This is a genomic window from Vibrio sp. 1159 (assembly GCF_033340395.1).
Lineage (GTDB): Bacteria > Pseudomonadota > Gammaproteobacteria > Enterobacterales > Vibrionaceae > Vibrio > Vibrio alginolyticus.
Window position 1 is genome coordinate 69,626 of record NZ_JAWOWL010000006.1, and the last position, 17,480, is coordinate 87,105.

17 protein-coding genes are annotated in these 17,480 nt (G+C 44.1%); 11 read left to right on the forward strand and 6 right to left on the reverse strand.

Annotation, left to right across the window (positions count from 1 at the left end):
* From R7127_RS07075 to R7127_RS07095, 5 genes are all read left to right on the forward strand, one after another.
* Nucleotides 1-2,232 carry a response regulator gene (locus tag R7127_RS07075; RefSeq protein ID WP_033906828.1) on the forward strand — a complete coding sequence of 744 codons (2,232 nt, stop codon included), beginning with the start codon at nucleotides 1-3 and terminating at the stop codon, nucleotides 2,230-2,232.
* Nucleotides 2,207-3,631 carry a TolC family protein gene (locus tag R7127_RS07080; protein WP_033906827.1) on the forward strand — a complete coding sequence of 475 codons (1,425 nt, stop codon included), beginning with the start codon at nucleotides 2,207-2,209 and terminating at the stop codon, nucleotides 3,629-3,631. The genes R7127_RS07075 and R7127_RS07080 overlap by 26 nt, the downstream gene beginning before the upstream one ends.
* Nucleotides 3,621-5,207, forward strand: a complete 1,587-nt coding sequence (locus R7127_RS07085) for an ATP-binding cassette domain-containing protein (RefSeq protein ID WP_033906826.1) — start codon at nucleotides 3,621-3,623, stop codon at nucleotides 5,205-5,207. Before R7127_RS07080 ends, R7127_RS07085 begins: the two co-directional genes overlap by 11 nt.
* Entirely contained in the window at nucleotides 5,204-7,342 is a 2,139-nt protein-coding gene (locus tag R7127_RS07090) for an ATP-binding cassette domain-containing protein (RefSeq protein WP_064376788.1), read from the forward strand. The genes R7127_RS07085 and R7127_RS07090 overlap by 4 nt, the downstream gene beginning before the upstream one ends.
* A gap of 105 nt (nucleotides 7,343-7,447) precedes the next feature.
* Nucleotides 7,448-7,822 (forward strand): hypothetical protein, encoded by a 375-nt coding sequence (locus tag R7127_RS07095; protein ID WP_005375619.1) that lies wholly within the window; start codon nucleotides 7,448-7,450, stop codon nucleotides 7,820-7,822.
* 26 nt (nucleotides 7,823-7,848) lie between these two features.
* On the opposite strand, the gene R7127_RS07100 is transcribed toward R7127_RS07095, so the two are convergent.
* The 3 genes from R7127_RS07100 to R7127_RS07110 all read right to left on the reverse strand — a co-directional run bounded on the left by R7127_RS07100 (nucleotide 7,849) and on the right by R7127_RS07110 (nucleotide 11,052).
* Nucleotides 7,849-8,739, reverse strand: coding sequence for an RNA polymerase sigma factor RpoD/SigA (locus R7127_RS07100; protein WP_017635872.1), 891 nt, complete (start codon nucleotides 8,737-8,739; stop codon nucleotides 7,849-7,851).
* A gap of 333 nt (nucleotides 8,740-9,072) precedes the next feature.
* On the reverse strand, nucleotides 9,073-10,515 hold the full coding sequence (locus R7127_RS07105) for a diguanylate cyclase domain-containing protein (RefSeq protein ID WP_017635871.1): 1,443 nt from the start codon (nucleotides 10,513-10,515) through the stop codon (nucleotides 9,073-9,075).
* Between the two features lie 249 nt (nucleotides 10,516-10,764).
* Nucleotides 10,765-11,052 carry an alternative ribosome-rescue factor A gene (locus R7127_RS07110; protein ID WP_017821594.1) on the reverse strand — a complete coding sequence of 96 codons (288 nt, stop codon included), beginning with the start codon at nucleotides 11,050-11,052 and terminating at the stop codon, nucleotides 10,765-10,767.
* Between the two features lie 365 nt (nucleotides 11,053-11,417).
* On the opposite strand from R7127_RS07110, the gene R7127_RS07115 reads away from it, so the two are divergent.
* From R7127_RS07115 to R7127_RS07130, 4 genes are all read left to right on the forward strand, one after another.
* Entirely contained in the window at nucleotides 11,418-11,627 is a 210-nt protein-coding gene (locus R7127_RS07115; protein WP_005375625.1) for a cold-shock protein, read from the forward strand.
* 89 nt (nucleotides 11,628-11,716) lie between these two features.
* The gene (locus tag R7127_RS07120) at nucleotides 11,717-12,262 is read left to right on the forward strand and encodes a YaeQ family protein (RefSeq protein WP_064376786.1); all 546 of its coding nucleotides are present in this window, start codon (nucleotides 11,717-11,719) and stop codon (nucleotides 12,260-12,262) included.
* Entirely contained in the window at nucleotides 12,249-12,791 is a 543-nt protein-coding gene (locus tag R7127_RS07125; RefSeq protein ID WP_064376785.1) for a hypothetical protein, read from the forward strand. Before R7127_RS07120 ends, R7127_RS07125 begins: the two co-directional genes overlap by 14 nt.
* Before the next feature lie 111 nt (nucleotides 12,792-12,902).
* Nucleotides 12,903-13,262 (forward strand): glutaredoxin family protein, encoded by a 360-nt coding sequence (locus R7127_RS07130; RefSeq protein WP_005375631.1) that lies wholly within the window; start codon nucleotides 12,903-12,905, stop codon nucleotides 13,260-13,262.
* Between the two features lie 191 nt (nucleotides 13,263-13,453).
* On the opposite strand, the gene R7127_RS07135 is transcribed toward R7127_RS07130, so the two are convergent.
* Nucleotides 13,454-14,080 carry an OmpA family protein gene (locus R7127_RS07135; RefSeq protein ID WP_031780954.1) on the reverse strand — a complete coding sequence of 209 codons (627 nt, stop codon included), beginning with the start codon at nucleotides 14,078-14,080 and terminating at the stop codon, nucleotides 13,454-13,456.
* 282 nt (nucleotides 14,081-14,362) lie between these two features.
* Between R7127_RS07135 and R7127_RS07140 the strand changes: the two genes are divergently transcribed.
* Nucleotides 14,363-14,995, forward strand: coding sequence for a thiol:disulfide interchange protein DsbA/DsbL (locus tag R7127_RS07140; protein WP_005375635.1), 633 nt, complete (start codon nucleotides 14,363-14,365; stop codon nucleotides 14,993-14,995).
* 13 nt (nucleotides 14,996-15,008) lie between these two features.
* Nucleotides 15,009-15,482, forward strand: a complete 474-nt coding sequence (locus R7127_RS07145) for an FKBP-type peptidyl-prolyl cis-trans isomerase (RefSeq protein ID WP_005375638.1) — start codon at nucleotides 15,009-15,011, stop codon at nucleotides 15,480-15,482.
* A gap of 82 nt (nucleotides 15,483-15,564) precedes the next feature.
* On the opposite strand, the gene cyoE is transcribed toward R7127_RS07145, so the two are convergent.
* Nucleotides 15,565-16,464 (reverse strand): heme o synthase, encoded by a 900-nt coding sequence (gene cyoE, locus R7127_RS07150; RefSeq protein ID WP_172563879.1) that lies wholly within the window; start codon nucleotides 16,462-16,464, stop codon nucleotides 15,565-15,567.
* Nucleotides 16,457-17,476: a COX15/CtaA family protein gene (locus R7127_RS07155; protein WP_158173149.1), complete on the reverse strand. Its 1,020-nt coding sequence runs from the start codon at nucleotides 17,474-17,476 to the stop codon at nucleotides 16,457-16,459. Before R7127_RS07155 ends, cyoE begins: the two co-directional genes overlap by 8 nt.
* Nucleotides 17,477-17,480: the final 4 nt, after the last annotated feature.

Below are 17,480 nucleotides of genomic sequence, written 5' to 3' on the forward strand. Positions count from 1 at the left end.
ATGAGTAGCAAACCTTCTTACAATATTTCCGTTCCTGTTATGCGCCTAAGCATTGCTTTCAGCTTGATGCTGGCTGCCCTCGCCTTTTATTTGTATATCTCTTGGGACAAAGTGGATTCAGTCGAGAAAGTGCAAAACGCGCCTCTGTTGGTTCAAGCTCAACAGCTCAACCAAACTATCGAGTTTGATATTCAAACGCTTCAACGCTGTTTAAGCGCACGTTATTGCAGTGCAACAGAGCTTGATTTTGATGTTCTGAAAGACGAAATTGACCAATTTAAGTCGCTCGCGTCACTCAACAAAACCGAGTTTAGCTTGGTGGGCGCGACCGAATACACGCAGCTTGAACTGGCAATCAATCGGTTCTCAGACAGCCAAAAAACACGCGACGATGTGTTGGCACTGTACCTCTCGCTCACCAATAACTACCTACAAATGGACGACAACTACCGGACCATATTTAACAACCATGCGAGCGACCTAATGATGGAGAAAAACGAGTTCTTCATTTGGTTGTTTGTGGTCGTTGTCGTACTGGTTGGTATCGCAGTGCTATCGAACTTGGTGGCAATCCTTAAGCTGAAAAAATCCAGCTCGAATGAGCGTGACATTGACCAAGAATTCGATGAGCTTTATCAAGAGCTCAAACAACTGGATTTACAAAGGTTGGAAGAGTTGCTGAATGAAGTGAGCATCAATCCGAAGCAGCGTCAGATCTACTCTCACCTAAAACTGATTTTCAGCAAACTCGAAGAACAAAAACGCAATAACGATCTCTACAAGCAGCTCTATGCTCTGATTGGTTACGAGATTCGTGGCATCACCAACACCATTAACGGCGGCGTGCAATATCTCGTTCAAGAGACCGATGAGAGCGGCGTGTTGATGGCGCAAGATATAACCTCGGCTGCCAATACCCTGTCTGAATTGGCAGAGAACTACAACCGACTCATTTCACAAGGGACCGAGAGCAAATCTAAAGAGTTTTCACTGCTGAATGTGCTGTCTGAATTGATGATTCACATCAGTTCCAAAGTGCAGCGAAATGAAGGTGAGCTAGACTGCTTTATCTCAGATAACTTACCAAACCGTGTTGAAGGACAATCCACCAGCTTATTCTGGGTGTTGTTCCTACAGTTATCGAATGCCATCCAACTCAAAGCCGATAAGAAACTGTTTGTCACCATTGAGTCAGGCGCGGCGTCAGACATTGAAAACACCCGCTTGACCATCAATCTAAACTTCTTAACCACACTGGATGTGCCGTTTGCCAAGCTCAATACCCTACACTGGAGCGACCATAAGCAGCACACTGCAACCAAAGACGATTTGGCGAAAAGCGTACTGAAAGATTATGGCTATTACGAGAGCCATTGGTATCAATCGGGCAATCAGGAACGTTTTCAAATTCAGCTCGATTTGAAAGCCAAAAGCTTCCACACCGAGAAAACTCGCTTCGACAATAAGCGTTTGTTGCTGTGTGCCAACTCTCAGCTGCGCATTGATGTAATGAACAAAATGTTAGTCAACTTGGGCTTGGAGATCACGCCAATTCGAACGCCGAACGAACTCTTCTCTGCTGCAAAAACCTTTGGCGAATACGATGCCATCATGCTGACCGACACGTTCGAGCCAAACAAGCTGCCCTCACTGAGCAAAACGGTGAAATCGCAACTGCGCAATCACCCGAACACCAAGTTGTTGCTTTCAGTCACTAGCACTCAGCAAGCACAAGAGAGCCATACCTTTGTCGACAAGATTCTGAACTCCCCTGCGATTCCGTATGAGTTCATCCCTAACCTATTAGCAATCATGGAAGCGGAAGCCTCTGAAGAACAGATGGAGAACAGCTCATTCCTGATTGTGGAGGATGACCGTGTTCAACAGATTCTACTCAAACGTATTTTGAGCAAGCAAGAATACGAAGCCGACACCGTTGGCGATGGCGCAGACGCCGTTCAGCATTTCATGAATCAGCGCTCAGACATCATTTTTATGGACTGCATCATGCCGGGCATGGGCGGCATTGAAGCGACCAAACGCATTCGACAATACGAACAAGAGAGCGGACAGAACCCTTGCACCATTATAGGTGCGACAGCATTGACCAGCAGTAATGAACACCAAGCTTGTATCGAAGCTGGAATGGATTACGTGATCAGCAAACCTTATAAAAACGACGAAATCATCAAGGTGATCAACAAGTATGTGGCGGTACAGAAACTTAACTAGCTGTATATTGGCAGCGCTTACATTGAGCAACGCTCCTTCGGCAATGGCGACCACCTTGCTTGAGGCGGTCAAACTCGGCTTGGAAAACAATTTATCTCTGCGCGCTAGTGACAAAGGCGTGGAAGAAAACGAATACAACATCGACATTAGCCGTTCTAAGTTTCTACCCTCTTTAAACGGTGCTGCTGATACCACATGGAATGAAAACGAAACCATATTAACGGGAACACCGGATACACGTTCTAGCTACAACTCGAACAGCTACAGCGTGTCTTTATCCCAATCGGTGTTTAACCTTGGTGACATCTTTAAATACGGCACCGCGAAGCTTGATTTCAACATTGAAGAAATCAAACACGAGAACAAAATCCAGAGCACCATTTCTGAAATCGCGACGCAATATTTCGAATACCTCAAAAACAACGCGCAAATCAAAGCCACCCAAGTAGAACTTAAATCGTCTGAAACACGTGAGCGCCAAATGCGTCGCAACGTGGAACTTGGCAACACTGCGGCGAGCGAGTTGTATGAGGTAATTGCCCAGAAAGAAGGCATTGCCAATCGCTTAAGAACCTTAGAGAAAGACCGGCGCGTAATTTTGAACGGTTTAGAGATTCAAGTTCAATACCCAGTCACCCCATCACAAGACATCTACGAAAGTGTTCCCTTGGAGGAAATCAGCGAATCCGAACAACGTGAGATTCTTGAACAAGCTTTGAAGCTCAATAACGACTTATTGGTTGCGAAGAAAACCGTCGAGCGCAGCCGAAGAGGCTTGAAAGAAAGCGGTTCAAACTTTGTGCCGACCGTATCGCTCTCTGCCAGTTACCGTTACGACGATGCGAACAACTATGACCGAACCGACCCAACCGCAACAGGGGACAGTAACTCGACGAGCGTCGGGTTGAACTTGAATGTGCCAATTTTCTCCGGCGGTTCGGATTACTACGGTTATCAAAAATCGTCGACTGCCATCGAGCGAACCGAGCTGCTGTACCAAGATTCATTGTTCGCGACGCGCAATAGCGTTAACACCTCAGTACTCAACATTAACGACTTCTCCCGAGCTATTAGCAGTTACGAGAACATCATCCGTGCCAACTACGCTTCCTACAAAGGCATTCAACGCGCCTATCAGCTTGGTACGCGAACCATTACCGACTTACTGGCAGCGGAAAGTAAACTGTTTAGCGCGCTACGTGATTACGAGAGCGCGCGTTATGACTACATCATTGAATCGATCAATCTTGAGCAAATCAAAGGCATGCTGTCGGTGCAATCCATCGAAAGCATCATGCAGTTGATGGGCGATATCGAAGGCAGAAGCAATCAAGACTTAGTTCCAAAACACCTTCTCTCCAAACCATCGATTAAGAAAGGAGGTCGCAATGCAAACTGAGCACTTTTCCCAGAAGATTAACTTTGCTGACAAGTGTTATCTGACTTTCTCAACGGTCATCTCCACGCTGTTTGGTTTAGTGCTGCCCTTTTCGATACTGATTATTTTTGACCGAGTTTTACCTAACCAAGCCAAAGACACGCTGTTTCTTCTGTTTGCCATTATCTTAATAACCATCCTCCTCGACTATCACTTAAAAAATCAGGAAGAGAAGATTTCGTCGGTGATCATGAAGCAGTTCGAAACCAACTTAACCAACAAGGTGTTTCAATCCATCTGTTTGGCTGAGATTTCGAAGTTTCGTCGTCTAGAACCCGGTGAATATCTAGAGCGTATTGCCACCATTCCAGAGATTAAATCCTTCTTTGGCGGAGAATCTGTACGGGCATTGATCAACCTTGCCGTCAGTATACTGACCATTCTGATTATCGGTGTGATCAACATTTGGGCGGGAGTGACCATCTTGCTCGCCTCCATCATTTTGGCGGTGTTCGCACTCAGTCTTTCAAAGCAGAAAATCAACAGCTTAGAAAACAAATCCGACATCGAAGGCTTAACTACTTCTAAAATCATCGAGATCATCTCTAGCCCACTCGATATCAAAGCGCGCAATATGGAATATCGCGTTGAGAGCTTGATGACACAAATGGTGGAAGAACGTGAAGTCGAGAACATCAAATACGAGCAAATTGAATCAAACTTCAACCTTATCTTGTCGCTCATACAACAGCTCTCCATCGCTTGTGTGGTGGTGGTTTTGGCAACGGCAGTTATCAACATGCAATCGAGCCAAGGCATCATGGCTGCCATCATCATGCTTACCAACCGCTACTTCGCGCCATACCAGCAAGTAATGCGCACGGTGAGCCGCTGGGAGTTGAACAAGCTTCATATTCAACGTATCGCCGAGCTGCTTGAGCTTGCTGCATCTATAGAACAACAAAACGACACGACGGAAGTCGAGCGCATCTCGGTGAAGTATTCGGAAAAACAACGCATCGAGTTTGAACGCGGTCAGGCTTACTTGCTGACGGGGAAAAGCGGCGCGGGCAAAACCCACCTCGCCAATTGCATTACGCGGCAAAACACCGACAGCAAGCTCGATATCCAAATCAACGAGACACCGCTCGATGACGTCAACTACAACGTCTGGCGTAATAGCGTGCTCATGGTCGACAAAACCAGTTCGTTCGTCGAAGGCACCATCATCGACAACTTGACTTGTTTCCGCCCAAGCTTAAATAACACGGCATTTGCGCTTTGCGAAACCATGAACATCAAGGCACAAATCGATGCCCTTCCCGCTGGTTTTTACACCGAGCTTAAAGGACATTTACGCAACCCATTCTCGCGCCAAGTCGCTTATGCCTTGTTGTTAGTGCGTGCCTTACTCGCGAACAAACGTGTGTTGATCTTCGACGACATCGACTGTGTTTATGATGACGACTTTGCTCGATTGGTTTTGACCAGCACCGCCTATCGCGCCAACGACAAAATCCTCATCATCGTCAGCAACAAGATGGACAAACTCAATCATCGCCTCAAACGCGTCAAACTTACCGGAGGTGACCAATGAGTATTTTGGTTGATTTTAATAATGTCCCTCAACGCTTGTTGGACTTTGAGGCTCGCAGTTATGACGAGCGATACAATCAGTCACCTTTGATTCATGGCTTAGCTTACACACTCATTGCGCTTGAATGGGAAGGCACACCTTCTATCCTCAGCGACGCTTTTATCCCTAAGCCAAAAGACAGCGACAGTTTTATCGCCACGATTGAACGCCTTGGTTACCGTTGTGACGTCACCAAACTAAAAACGTTGGAGCACATCGAGGGGCATCCTCACCCTTGTTTTATCGAGATAGAAAACCTCACTGCGATTTTCTTGGGCACCAAAGACGGCAAGCTGATCCTGTTTGATTACACCAATAACAACACCATTGAATACCCGCTCTGCAAAAAGCCATGCTTGTTGGTCTCGATCAGCGAATACTCGCGCTTGTTCCGAGAGCCACCACCTGAATCTCAAGACCGCACCAACTGGATTAAATACGCGTTTTATCGCTACAACAATGAACTCAAAAGCCTGATTATTCTCAGCTTCGTGGTCAGCATTCTCGGCGCACTCCAGCCTTTTTTTATTATGAGTGTGTACAACTTCGCCTTAACCTCTAGCTCGCAAGCCACGCTCTATTGGCTCACGTTATTTGCTGTGATTGTTGGGTTCTCGGAATACTTTTTCAAGAAAATGCGGGTCAACATCATCGCCACATCAGGGAAGGATTTGGCGGTGCATATTTCTCAAAACGTAATATCCAAACTGTTGTGGCTTCCTTATTCGATGACATCTACCGCTGGTGTCTCTTCTCAGTTAGCACGTTTGAAAGACATCGACACTTTCCGCCGTTTGGTAACCGCAGAGTCAACATTAAGCTACTTCGACATGCCGTTTGTTATCGTATTCATTATTGCCATTGCTCTTATGTCTGGTACCGCAGCGCTAGTCGTTATGGCGGGGTTGATTCTAATGTTGGTGTTCTGTGTTTATTCTCGTTACATCTACTCGCAAGCCACGTCCAAGAGCTCTCGCGCCAACGCCATGGTTTCTTACCAATGGAATGAGATTCTTCGTGGTATAAAAACCATCCAAGGCTTGCCATTGTTGCGTGTTATCCAGTCCCGCTTTAGCGCATCACATTTACAAAGCACAAACGATGCAGAACATGTTTCAGTGACTAATAGCAGGGTTCAGGCAGCAGGCGGGAGTTTGATTCAGGTTATTGGTACCGCAAGTATCGTCGCGGCCGTTATCGGCGTGATGGACGGCACCTCCGATACAGGTGCAATGCTTGCTACCGTAATTTTAGTCTGGAAGGCGTTGGGGCCTATTATGGGCATCTACAACTCTATTTCTAAGTTCCAATCCATTAAGGCGTCTTCTGCGCAAATCAACAACCTTATGGCGATGAATGACGATAAGCTAACGTTAGAGAAAAGCCCCCCTATTCGCCTCTTTCAAGGTAGTATCGTCGGCTCTGGTGTGAGCCATCGTTATAGTGGTGCGGCAACAGGCTTAACTAATCTTGGTTTTAAAATTCCACCGGGCGCAAAAGTTGTGATTTGTGGACCAACAGGTTGCGGTAAAACGACGCTCATTTCTATTATCGCTGGGCTAGAGGAACGCTATCAAGGCTCAGTTTCGGTGGACGGTTATAACATCAAACAATTCAACAGTTACCGCTATCGAACCTCGATTAACTACATCCCGTTTAACCTGCATATTTTTGAAGGCTCCTTGGAGACTAACTTCATCTTGCATAATGGGTTAATCCCAACAGAAAAAATGCGTGAAATGGTGAGTTTCTTTGAGCTCGATACATGGTTGCCACAAGGCCTGGACACTCAATTGAGCGTTGATATCTGTAAAAGTTTACCAAATGGTATTCAACAAAGACTGCGGCTCGCATTAGGGCTAGGCAACTGCGAACAATCTTTGATTATCATTGACGAGCCATTTAATGGTGCAGAGCAAGAAAATTCCCACTACTTCAAGCGGTTATTTAGCGACAAACTACTCAATAAGACCGTTATTTTCTCAACGAATGATCCGGGCATGATCTCTACATCCAATATGAGCTTAGTCTTGGAGCCAGATGGCAACCTGAAGTATTTCGGGTTAACCGATAAGTACTTAAAAAGTCTAAGTTAAGTTCGGAATGTGGTGTGGTTCATCATTCATACTTGAGCACGGTCATTGACAAAAATGTAAACGATGAGACTATTTACTCTGTAAGCGCGTACACTAAGGAATCCGATGTATACATTTGTTGCAGACAAATTGGATGTGGTTTATTTATCAACGATACCAGAAAACTACCAGTTACAAGACTTCGACGTGCCTGAAGAAGAACTCGAAATTCGTGAAATTGTAGAGGTATGGTATGAGTGTGCGTTTCTTCCTGACTTTAACCTTCAACACATCGACATCGAAAACAAAACTGCTTTGGTCGAGACACAAGCGCAAGTCGTAAACAACTACACAAGTACGCTCGCTTTTTTACTCAAAAGTCGTACTTATCGCGCAGCACTTAACCGATTATTGAGTGTATGGAGATTGGAGGCAGCAGCTAAAGCACAGCTTGAGCTGCTGTTACTTACGGAAGAACAGAGTAGCAAGCCAGTAAATTAATCAGCTAGGATAAGGGGCTAAAAATCTCAAACCCAACCATCGAATCGGAGACGTTTCTGCACGCGTTCAACCGCCTCTATCTGCATCTGACGAACACGCTCGTTAGATACGTTTAATAACAGGCCTATTTCCGACAAGGTTTTCACTCTCTGGTCAAATAATCCGAATCGATGGATCAAGACTTTCTGCAACTTAGTTGGCAAAGTTTTAATAATATTTTCAATGGCTTGAGTAAAGCACTGGTTTTCACAGTCTTGTTGTGGATCTGGCGTGTACTCACTTTCACACAGTTCAAGAACAAATGGAACACGATGTAGGTCCGCAGTGGTCGATACATCAATAAAACCACTTAGAGCAACAAGTTCATCTATACGTTCTGCTTTCACCCCTGAGCAGCGTGAGAGTTCAGAAATAGACAACTCCTTGCTCTCACTTTTTGACGCATCTAGCTTTTTTAAAGCCAGGCTATTTATCTCTTTGCACACATGAGCAGGTAAACGTACCGTGCGGCCATTGTTCATTAATGCCGCTTCTATATTCTCGCGAATCCACCATACCGCATAAGTAGAAAAACGGTAGCCTGGCTCAGGATCGAACTTATCGACCGCTTTTATCAAACCAATGTTACCTTCTTCTATTAAATCGAGCAGAGTAAAGTTATTACCTGGCCGTTTGAGGTAACCTTTTGCGATTTTCACAACAAGTCGAAGATTAGACTCAATCAACATTTCGCGCGCTTCTTCATCACCAGCTCGATTAAGTTTGGCGTAATGCAACTCCTCTTCACGAGACAACAAATCAATCCCCACAATATCTTTGAGATAGTGAGCATAAGGGTCTTTCCCAACTGACAACGATTCTTTCATTGACAGTTCATCCGTGACAGCTCGGAACCTAGCAAAGCATTCGTTGTTCATTCCCCGTCCTTCTCAAGCCAACTTATTTCTTATCTTCTTTAATTGTTTTTGTACAACACTGTATGCATCATGCTTTATATGCATTACTTTACACTGAGTGTAGACAGGGGTTCTGATCTTTACCAAGAAATCACTTATCACTTTAAAACAATTACTGCTTCTATGATAAAAACGTGAGCAGGCGGGGGTTTATATATATGAAAGTGATAGTATTTGTACGCAAATTGGCCTCAAAGAAAACAACGCAACGTGGTCGTCAACGCTTACCACGTTACTCTGACTAAACCTTTGAGGCTTGAGGATGCTTTGAAGTATCAGTTGAATTAGCGAGACCTAATTCACTTGACGAAGCGCAGGTTGAAGCTGACAGTCTGTTATGACTTGGAAAACTGCACGATTCTTTCCTTCAGACTTACCTTGATACATCAACTCGTCAGCATCTTGCAAGCTCACGATGTGGGTAAACTCAGGATAGTAAGCACAGCCCAAACTGATACTCAAATGAATTGCTTGTCCGCCCAGTATAACAGGCTGATCGTAAACGGCTTTACAAAGCATATTCGCAAAATTGAGTGCTTCTCGCTCTGACAGAGACGACGTAACGAGTGCGAACTCTTCTCCTCCAATTCTCGCCAATGTCATTCGGTCATCAGTCATCGACTTAGCGGCTTCTGCGATGGCAACTATTGCTCGGTCTCCAGCAAGGTGGCCATATCGATCATTGATTGATTTAAAATCATCAATATCAAACACCATCACCGTTAAGTTTCGCTTCAAATGATTCAGTAGCGCCAATTGCTCAATCAGGTGTCTACGGTTGTATAGCTTTGTGAGAGAATCCGTCAACGTCATCTCTAGCAATTGCTGATTGGCAATCGTTAATTGCCTTGTCCGAAGAGCAACCATACGTTTGAGGGCAAAAATATGATAAAGCGTTGCAACCGCCATAATGAAAATAGCAATAGGGAAAAGATAAAGTGGATAAACCGTTTTCACCACACTCCAACGGGTGAGGATCCGCTCACGGTCCGTATCGATGACTTTTTCAAACGCTCTTGATACCTCTAAAATGGAAGTTGCACTGTGCATTCCTGCTGCAATCCGAAGATCTTTACTATATAAGCTAATTGTCGGGACAAACATACCCGCTCCCGGCGTGGTTGCCATATAAAAGTTAGCAACTTGCAGGTCTGCAACAAAGTACAGCACCTTTTTATCGACGGCGGCTTGTATCATCGAATCATTGTTAATGTATTCTGCGATAGGTGCATTCGGATAATTCGTCTGAACAAACTCAGACTCGTAACTTCCTTTAACAACGCCAATTGGCAGCGTCATTTCGCCAGTTAAAACACTCCTGATATCAACCGAAAGTACATCTTTATTTACGTACAATTTGGTTTGGATAGGCATTATGACGGCGCCAAAGTCCATATACTTCGCTCTTTCGGGCGAGTAGACAAGTCCTCCGTGAAAGTCAGCCTTACCCTCTTTTACGGCTTGCAAAGAAGCATCCCAATCCAAAAGGAGAAACTGAACGTCAATTTGGTTGTTCGCCGCGTACTCTTTCCAAAAGTCGATTAAAATACCTTTAGGTTCACCATCTGGGCTAAGGTAAGAGAACGGCTTCCACGCTTTGGAGTTAGCAACAATTAAAGAATGAGACTCTGATTTGTGCGCATGCGCCATCGGACAAATGGACAGCCACAGTAGTAATAAAGAAGCACACGCTTTTTTACATTTGCAACCATAAGTACCATAACTCGTCGATGACATACCTACTTCTCACCAGTCTTTTTAAACCATAATCTCGGCTGTTTGATTAGACTAAAGATATAGTAGAGTTGCATAAGACAGGAAGTGACGCTTATTGATATGAATCTAACTTAGTAAGTTTTAGTACTTAATTGGTACTTTCAACGCCTGGTTCGCTGAAGCAGTTGAAGCAGTTGAAGCAGTTGAAGCAGTTGAAGCAGTTGAAGCAGTTGAAGCAGTTGAAGCAGTACATGATAAATTAGGAATAACTTATCTGGTACTAAAAAATTGAATATCATCAGTTTTGCAAACACCTAGTACCAATAAAAAAGCCCTATTCAAAATCCACCTTGGGGAGAACTTTGAATAGGGCTCTTTGCCTCTATGCTTCATTTTACGGCTGAAGCTACCTTTACCTTTTTTCGCTTTAACGACTCGTGTTTGGAACAGCTGACTGGTAACAACCGCTTTTAACGCGTTGTCTTTGATTTCACCTCTGCCGAAGTCGGTCTCATGTTGTGAGCCACTCGGTTGAGGACTGATTTTACGCTTTGCCATAAATCCTCCTTAATGGTCGAACCAGATTGGACAATAATTATATAAATAAGTCAAATTTATAGATTTAGTTGAATTTTATGCTAAAAAACTTCACATCACCGTCATTTATTTGAAATTTAATCAAAAACATGCTGGTTAAATAGTGACTAAATACAAATATTTGTCCATAAAGCACTAATATATGTTGACTCTTCGTGGAATTAACCTAGACTCAAACACGGCTAGAAAGAAAGTTCTTTGTTTTCACATTTCGTTGGATTACTTGTAACCCGTCGTCCTGTGGTACGCAATAGCAATTTATTTTTCCACGCTATAAGCGCCGTTGAGGCGAAAGATTACATTATTTAGATATTTAGGAAATAGACATGTCTAACACAGCTACTGGCACAGTTAAGTGGTTCAACGAAACTAAAGGCTTCGGTTTCATTCAACAAGAAAACGGTCCTGACGTATTTGCTCACTTCTCTGCAATCACTGGTGACGGCTTCCGTACTCTAGTTGAAGGCCAGAAAGTAGAATTTGTTATCTCTCAAGGCCAAAAAGGCCCTCAAGCAGAGCAAATCAAAGTACTTTAATTCTTAAAGAATTTGATACGATAGCCAGCTTTTAAAGCTGGCTATTTTTTTGCCTAAAACTTATTTTGCCAACAAAACGATATAAATCTATGGCTCTTAAACCAACCATTTACAAATTTCGTATCGCCATTTCCGATATGAATAATGACTATTACGATTCTAAAAATCTAACTATCGCCCTTCACCCTTCTGAAAAGCCGCAACGAATGTTGGCTCGCATTCTAGCTTACTGTTTAAATGCTCAAAGCAATCTAGAGTTTACAAAAGGACTCTCTACGATTGAAGAGCCTGATTTATGGCATGTTGGCGATGATCAAAGCATTACTCACTGGATTGAAATTGGCGAACCAGAACCAGACAGAATTAAGAAAGCTTCTCGCCTCGCAAAGCATGTAAAAGTTTACACTTATAACACCAAAGCGGCTGTCTGGTGGGACAAAATGTCAGGAAAGTTCTCAATGCTTCCCGTCAACGTAGAGAGCTTTGACTATGACGCTATCGACTTGATTTGTCAGCATCTTGACCGAGGTACTAACCTTTCTGTTATGATTACTGGCAGCTCAATTTTTGTTGATATCAATGATCAACATATCGAAGTAACGGTGAAGGAACTAAAAAACCATGACGTCTCTTAGTGAACTGAGTCAAGAGATGGGATTTGAAGAAATCCCCTTTGTTAAAGAACATAAAGCAGCAAAGCGACGTTGGTTAAAAGAACAGTCACAACTATTTACAAAAGTTTGTGAGAACAAACCCTCAACAGCACCTACTCTTCACCTGCTTGGCCTTTTGACCAAATCACATATTGAAGCAAGTGCTAACTACGAGCAAAATGCTCACTCTACCCAGCGTATGCAGCAAGTTCTGACTGACTCCTTGGGTAATGAGCACGCGGATAAGTTTACAAACCAATCTGCTGAAGACCTAATCTTAGTCACCCACCTTTGGTTATACACGCAAGGCTATTTAAATATGGATTTCAGCTTGGCGCACGATCATGCCGAGCAGACTCAAAATACATTGCAGCACGAACTTGTCATGAAACGCATGGACGTTGATGCATTCAGAACCGAACTCATGCAAAGTTTTTATCAAGGTAAAGAAGCCCGTCCGGCTTCAGCAAGTGGCTTTTGGGGTTGGTTTAAACGTCTATTTTCCGCATAAAATACATGGTTTTATCCATTTCAAACAACTGATAGACTTCACGTTCAGTGCAACAAGCATCATGATTGCATTCTTAAAGGACAATTACCCAATGAACATCAAGGGATCATTATGAAGTTTATCCGTTGGATTTTAGGCAAGGTTATCTTATTGCTGAACGCGGTGTTCTCACCTCGCGGTATTAAGCGCACCGCAGAAGAACAGCAACGTATTGATGAAAAAGCGAAACAATACGCACTTTACCAATTTGAAGCCTGCCCTTTTTGCGTAAAGGTCCGCCGTGCAATGAAGCGTCAATCGGTGAACATTGAGCTACGTGATGCAAAAAATAACCCGACTCATCGAGCTGAACTAGAGCAAGGTGGTGGGCGAGTTAAAGTCCCTTGTCTTCGTATCGAAAAAGATGGCGAGACACAGTGGTTATACGAGTCATCTGACATCGTCGCTTACGTTGAAAAAGAATTTGCCTAAGTTCCCCCTATGAACATTGGCGGATGTAAAAGAGGCACCTAACGGTGCCTCTTTTCTATTTTTTCTAGCTAAATGTTGCCGTGCGAGCTTTCCTTATTCAGTCTTCTTACTCAACTCCGAACTTAAACTCCACTAAGCAAATAACGGGTATGCGAGAACAACACAACGAAGATTACCGCCCAACGTCTGCGTTATTCATCCACGATCAATGTTAGCTCTACGCGCCGATTGCAAGCTTTACCACTTGCTGTCGCATTGCTGCACTTCGGTACATACTCTCCGAAGCCTCTAGAAAACACTCGTTGACGTGGAATACTCGTCGCCAATAGTTGTTTTTCTACTTCACGAGCTCGCTTTTCAGATAGCGTGTCGTTGAAACTTTCAGCTCCCGTACTATCCGCATGACCATCAATCACGACATCAACATCAGTTCTTCCAGCCAGATAGTGACCAATGTTTCGAATCCAATCTTGAGATTGAGCAGATAACCGTGCAGAGCCCGTTTGAAAATGCACATGCTCTTTCAAACGTATCATCAGGTGACCACCACTGAGCGTCTCGTGAGGAATGTTATGCCTGCTCAGGAACATTTCCAGAGAGGTCACGTTTTGCGACTTTTTTACTGACGCCCTCGCCGTTTGATATGAACGAGGGGAAGAAGCCACATTGGATGCGCTCGGGTATCCCCATTCTGGGTGTCTCAGCTCAGTGTTTGATTTAGGAGCTGTATCTAAAATGTTCCCACCTGGGACCATATCTTGATCGAGGCTACTGCACCCGGCCAGAATGCCACAAACAATTAAAAACCAATGCTTCATACCATTACCAACGTAGAAAAACTCTTGTTCATTGTGTCGACAAAACACGCCGAATCTTTAGCGCTTTTGTCCACCGATTGGTTTGTCTATGCAGCGTTCATGCCACTGGAGTCAATGCAAAATCATCTCTCAAATAAAAAGCAACACTAAAATACCCTACCCTTACAGCCCATACGTCAGGCAAAGTCTGTTACCAATGGTCTCACTTTATTGTTATTTAATGGTTTTAGTCACTATCGTTAACCGATAAACTAACGCAAATTTCTCATTTAGAGCACTACTATGTTAAAAACCATATCGAAAGGCTTTGCTGTTGTTGTTGCCGTAATGGCTTTGTCGGCATGCGATAGCGGCAAGAGTCAGCCTCAGCAAGGCAAACAATACGAAGTTTTGCCAGTATCCCTTGAAGAATATGATTTAGCTCCCCTGACTGAAGCATTCTCTTTAACTTGTGGCCACTGCCGCTCAATGGAAGAGTTTGTCCCTCAAATTGAATCATTGACCGATCAAAGCGTTGAAAAAATGCATGTAACGTTCAATGAAAGTGCACAAGTGAGCGCCATCATCTTCTATACTGCCGTAATGCAGCTTGAATCAACACCAGATAAAGCGTTTATGGCAGATCTTTTTACTGCTGTGCAAATGGGTGCCGATGCAACGGCTGAGGAACGCCAAATCGCTGTTGAGAAAGCCTTTGAGTCTCGCAACCTTATCAGCCCTTACCATTTAGATGAAGCACAGCAAAAAACGCTGTTTGAGTACATCACTAAGGCAGAAGCGATCACGACTCGCGGCCAAATTAACTCCGTTCCAGCCTTTATCGTAAACGGAAAATATCAAGTGATTACTGGTGGTCATGACAGCGTTGAAGCCATGGCAGAAACCATCAACTTTTTGCTAAAACAACCTAAATAGACAAGGAGATTACGTGTCTAAATTTTTGTTTCCTCTTATTATTTTTATTTTGGCGGGCTTTTTCATTTACCGTACTTGGACAAACCATAAAGTAGCAGATGAAAACTTTGCCAAAGGCCAAGCATTCTTACTAGAAAATGCGAAAAAAGAAGGCGTCATCACAACAGAAAGTGGCCTTCAATACATGGTTCTTGAAAAAGGCGAAGGTGAGGTTCACCCAACGGCAACAAGTAAAGTAAAAGTACACTACCACGGCACCTTGATTGATGGCACGGTATTCGATAGCTCTGTTAATCGTGGTGAGCCTATTTCATTTGGTCTTAACCAAGTCATTAAAGGCTGGCAAGAAGGTCTACAATACATGGTAGAAGGTGAGAAAATCCGCCTTTTCGTACCAAGCACGCTTGGCTATGGTAAGAGTGGCTCTGGCCCAATTCCACCAGCAAGTGTTTTGATCTTTGATGTTGAACTGCTAGAAATTCAATAAATCTAGAAAGCTTTGTCTTAAAGCCAAAGTATCAAAACCAAAAACGCCGCGAACCACGCGGCGTTTTCTGTTTTAAGAGAGGTTAAAAACCAATATAGTGATCCGAAAGCAATGCAATGAACAACGCCAAAAGATGATAGATAGAGAATTTAAACGTCTCCATCGCGGTATTTGGCTCTGGTGCATATTTTAGCTTCCATGCATGGTACATAAAGCCAGCATTGAGTAGTAGGGAGGCAAAAAGATACACCACGCCGACCATGCCAACCAAAACCGGTAGAACACAAACCAAAGTCAATAGCACCGTATACAACAGAATAGAAGTTTTGGTGTACTCAATGCCGTGTGTCACTGGCAGCATGGGAATATCTACCTTGCGGTAATCCTCGACACGATGAATAGCGAGAGCCCAAAAATGTGGTGGCGTCCAGATAAAAATGATCATCACGAGCAGCCAAGCATTCGCATGTAATTGCCCTGTTACAGCAGTCCAACCGAGAAGAGGCGGCATCGCACCGGCAATCCCTGCAATGACGATATTTTGGGGCGTAGCACGTTTGAGGTACATTGTGTATACCATCGCATAGCCGAGCAAACTCATCAAAGTCAACCATGCCGTCAGCGGGTTGACCATCGCATAGAGAAGTACAAACCCTAAGACACCTAAAACTGTAGCGAAGGCTATCACCGATGATGGCTTTGTCTCACCCGATGGCAATGGTCGTTTGTGTGTGCGTGCCATTCTCGCATCAATTCGGCGGTCAATTAGATGATTAAACGCTGCCGCAGACCCTGCCATCAGACCAATCCCCGTTAGGCCAACTACCGCATGAAACCAGGGGAAATCATCAACTGGGGCTAAGCTCATCCCTACTACTGCCGTCACCAACATTAACGCCACCACTTTAGGTTTCGTTAACTTCAAATAAACGGAACTTAGTCGCTTTCGCCCATTTAACGACAGCGCGATTTCTTTACTCATAGCGAACTCCTTTCGCGGTGTAATTCCAAGCCGTTTTACCCTGCCACAAGTAAAACTGGCTAACACAAACGAGACTCAACATAACAGCGGCACCAAGGTTGTGTGCCACCGCGACATAAATAGGAAGTTGAAATACTACGTTGCTTACACCCAGCATAATTTGGCACACCAGCGTGAATAACAACCACCCTCCGATTCTCTGTGAATGATGAGAATCTTGCCTCATAAGCCCAATACTATAAGCCAATACCACGGTGGCGGTAACAATAGCGCCTATACGATGAGTGACGTGTATAGTCATTCTTGCCGGATACTCCAAGACACCAAATTCATAATTCTCGAATCCAGTTTGCCAGAAAGAAAACGCTTCTTTCCATGAGAGATGGCTCATCCAGTCTCCCTCACAAATCGGCAGTGTGGTACACATCAGCGCAGCATAATTTGACGAAGTCCATCCTCCAAGGAGCACTTGCACCAAAACGACCAGAAAAACCAACAATGAAAAGCCTCTCAGAGAGCGAGAAGATGGAGAGAAATAGAGATTGTTTTGCGCTTTTAATTGGCAGTAAAAAATCGCCTGTAACGCCAATAAAACAAAACCACCGAGCAAGTGAAGCATCACGATGACGGGCATTAATTTAAGAGTAACTGTCCACATTCCCAAAAGTGCCTGCCCAATCACCAATACGCTTAGCAACATCGGAATGGTTGAATTTACACGCTCAGACCTTACTGATATCGCTGCCATCGCAAAAATGACTAAACCTAACGTTCCTGCAAAATAGCGATGAATCATCTCAAGCCATGCTTTCTCATGCTCTACTGCCCGCTCGGGGAAGTTCAGGTTAGCACGTATGACGTCTTCTTCTTGATGCGGCACAGAAAAGTGCCCATAACAACCAGGCCAATCCGGGCAACCTAACCCTGCATCTGAAAGGCGAGTATATGCCCCTAACATGATCACCACGAGAGTTAGCAGCAAACTGAATCTAACCAACTGAATTAATTTCATATGC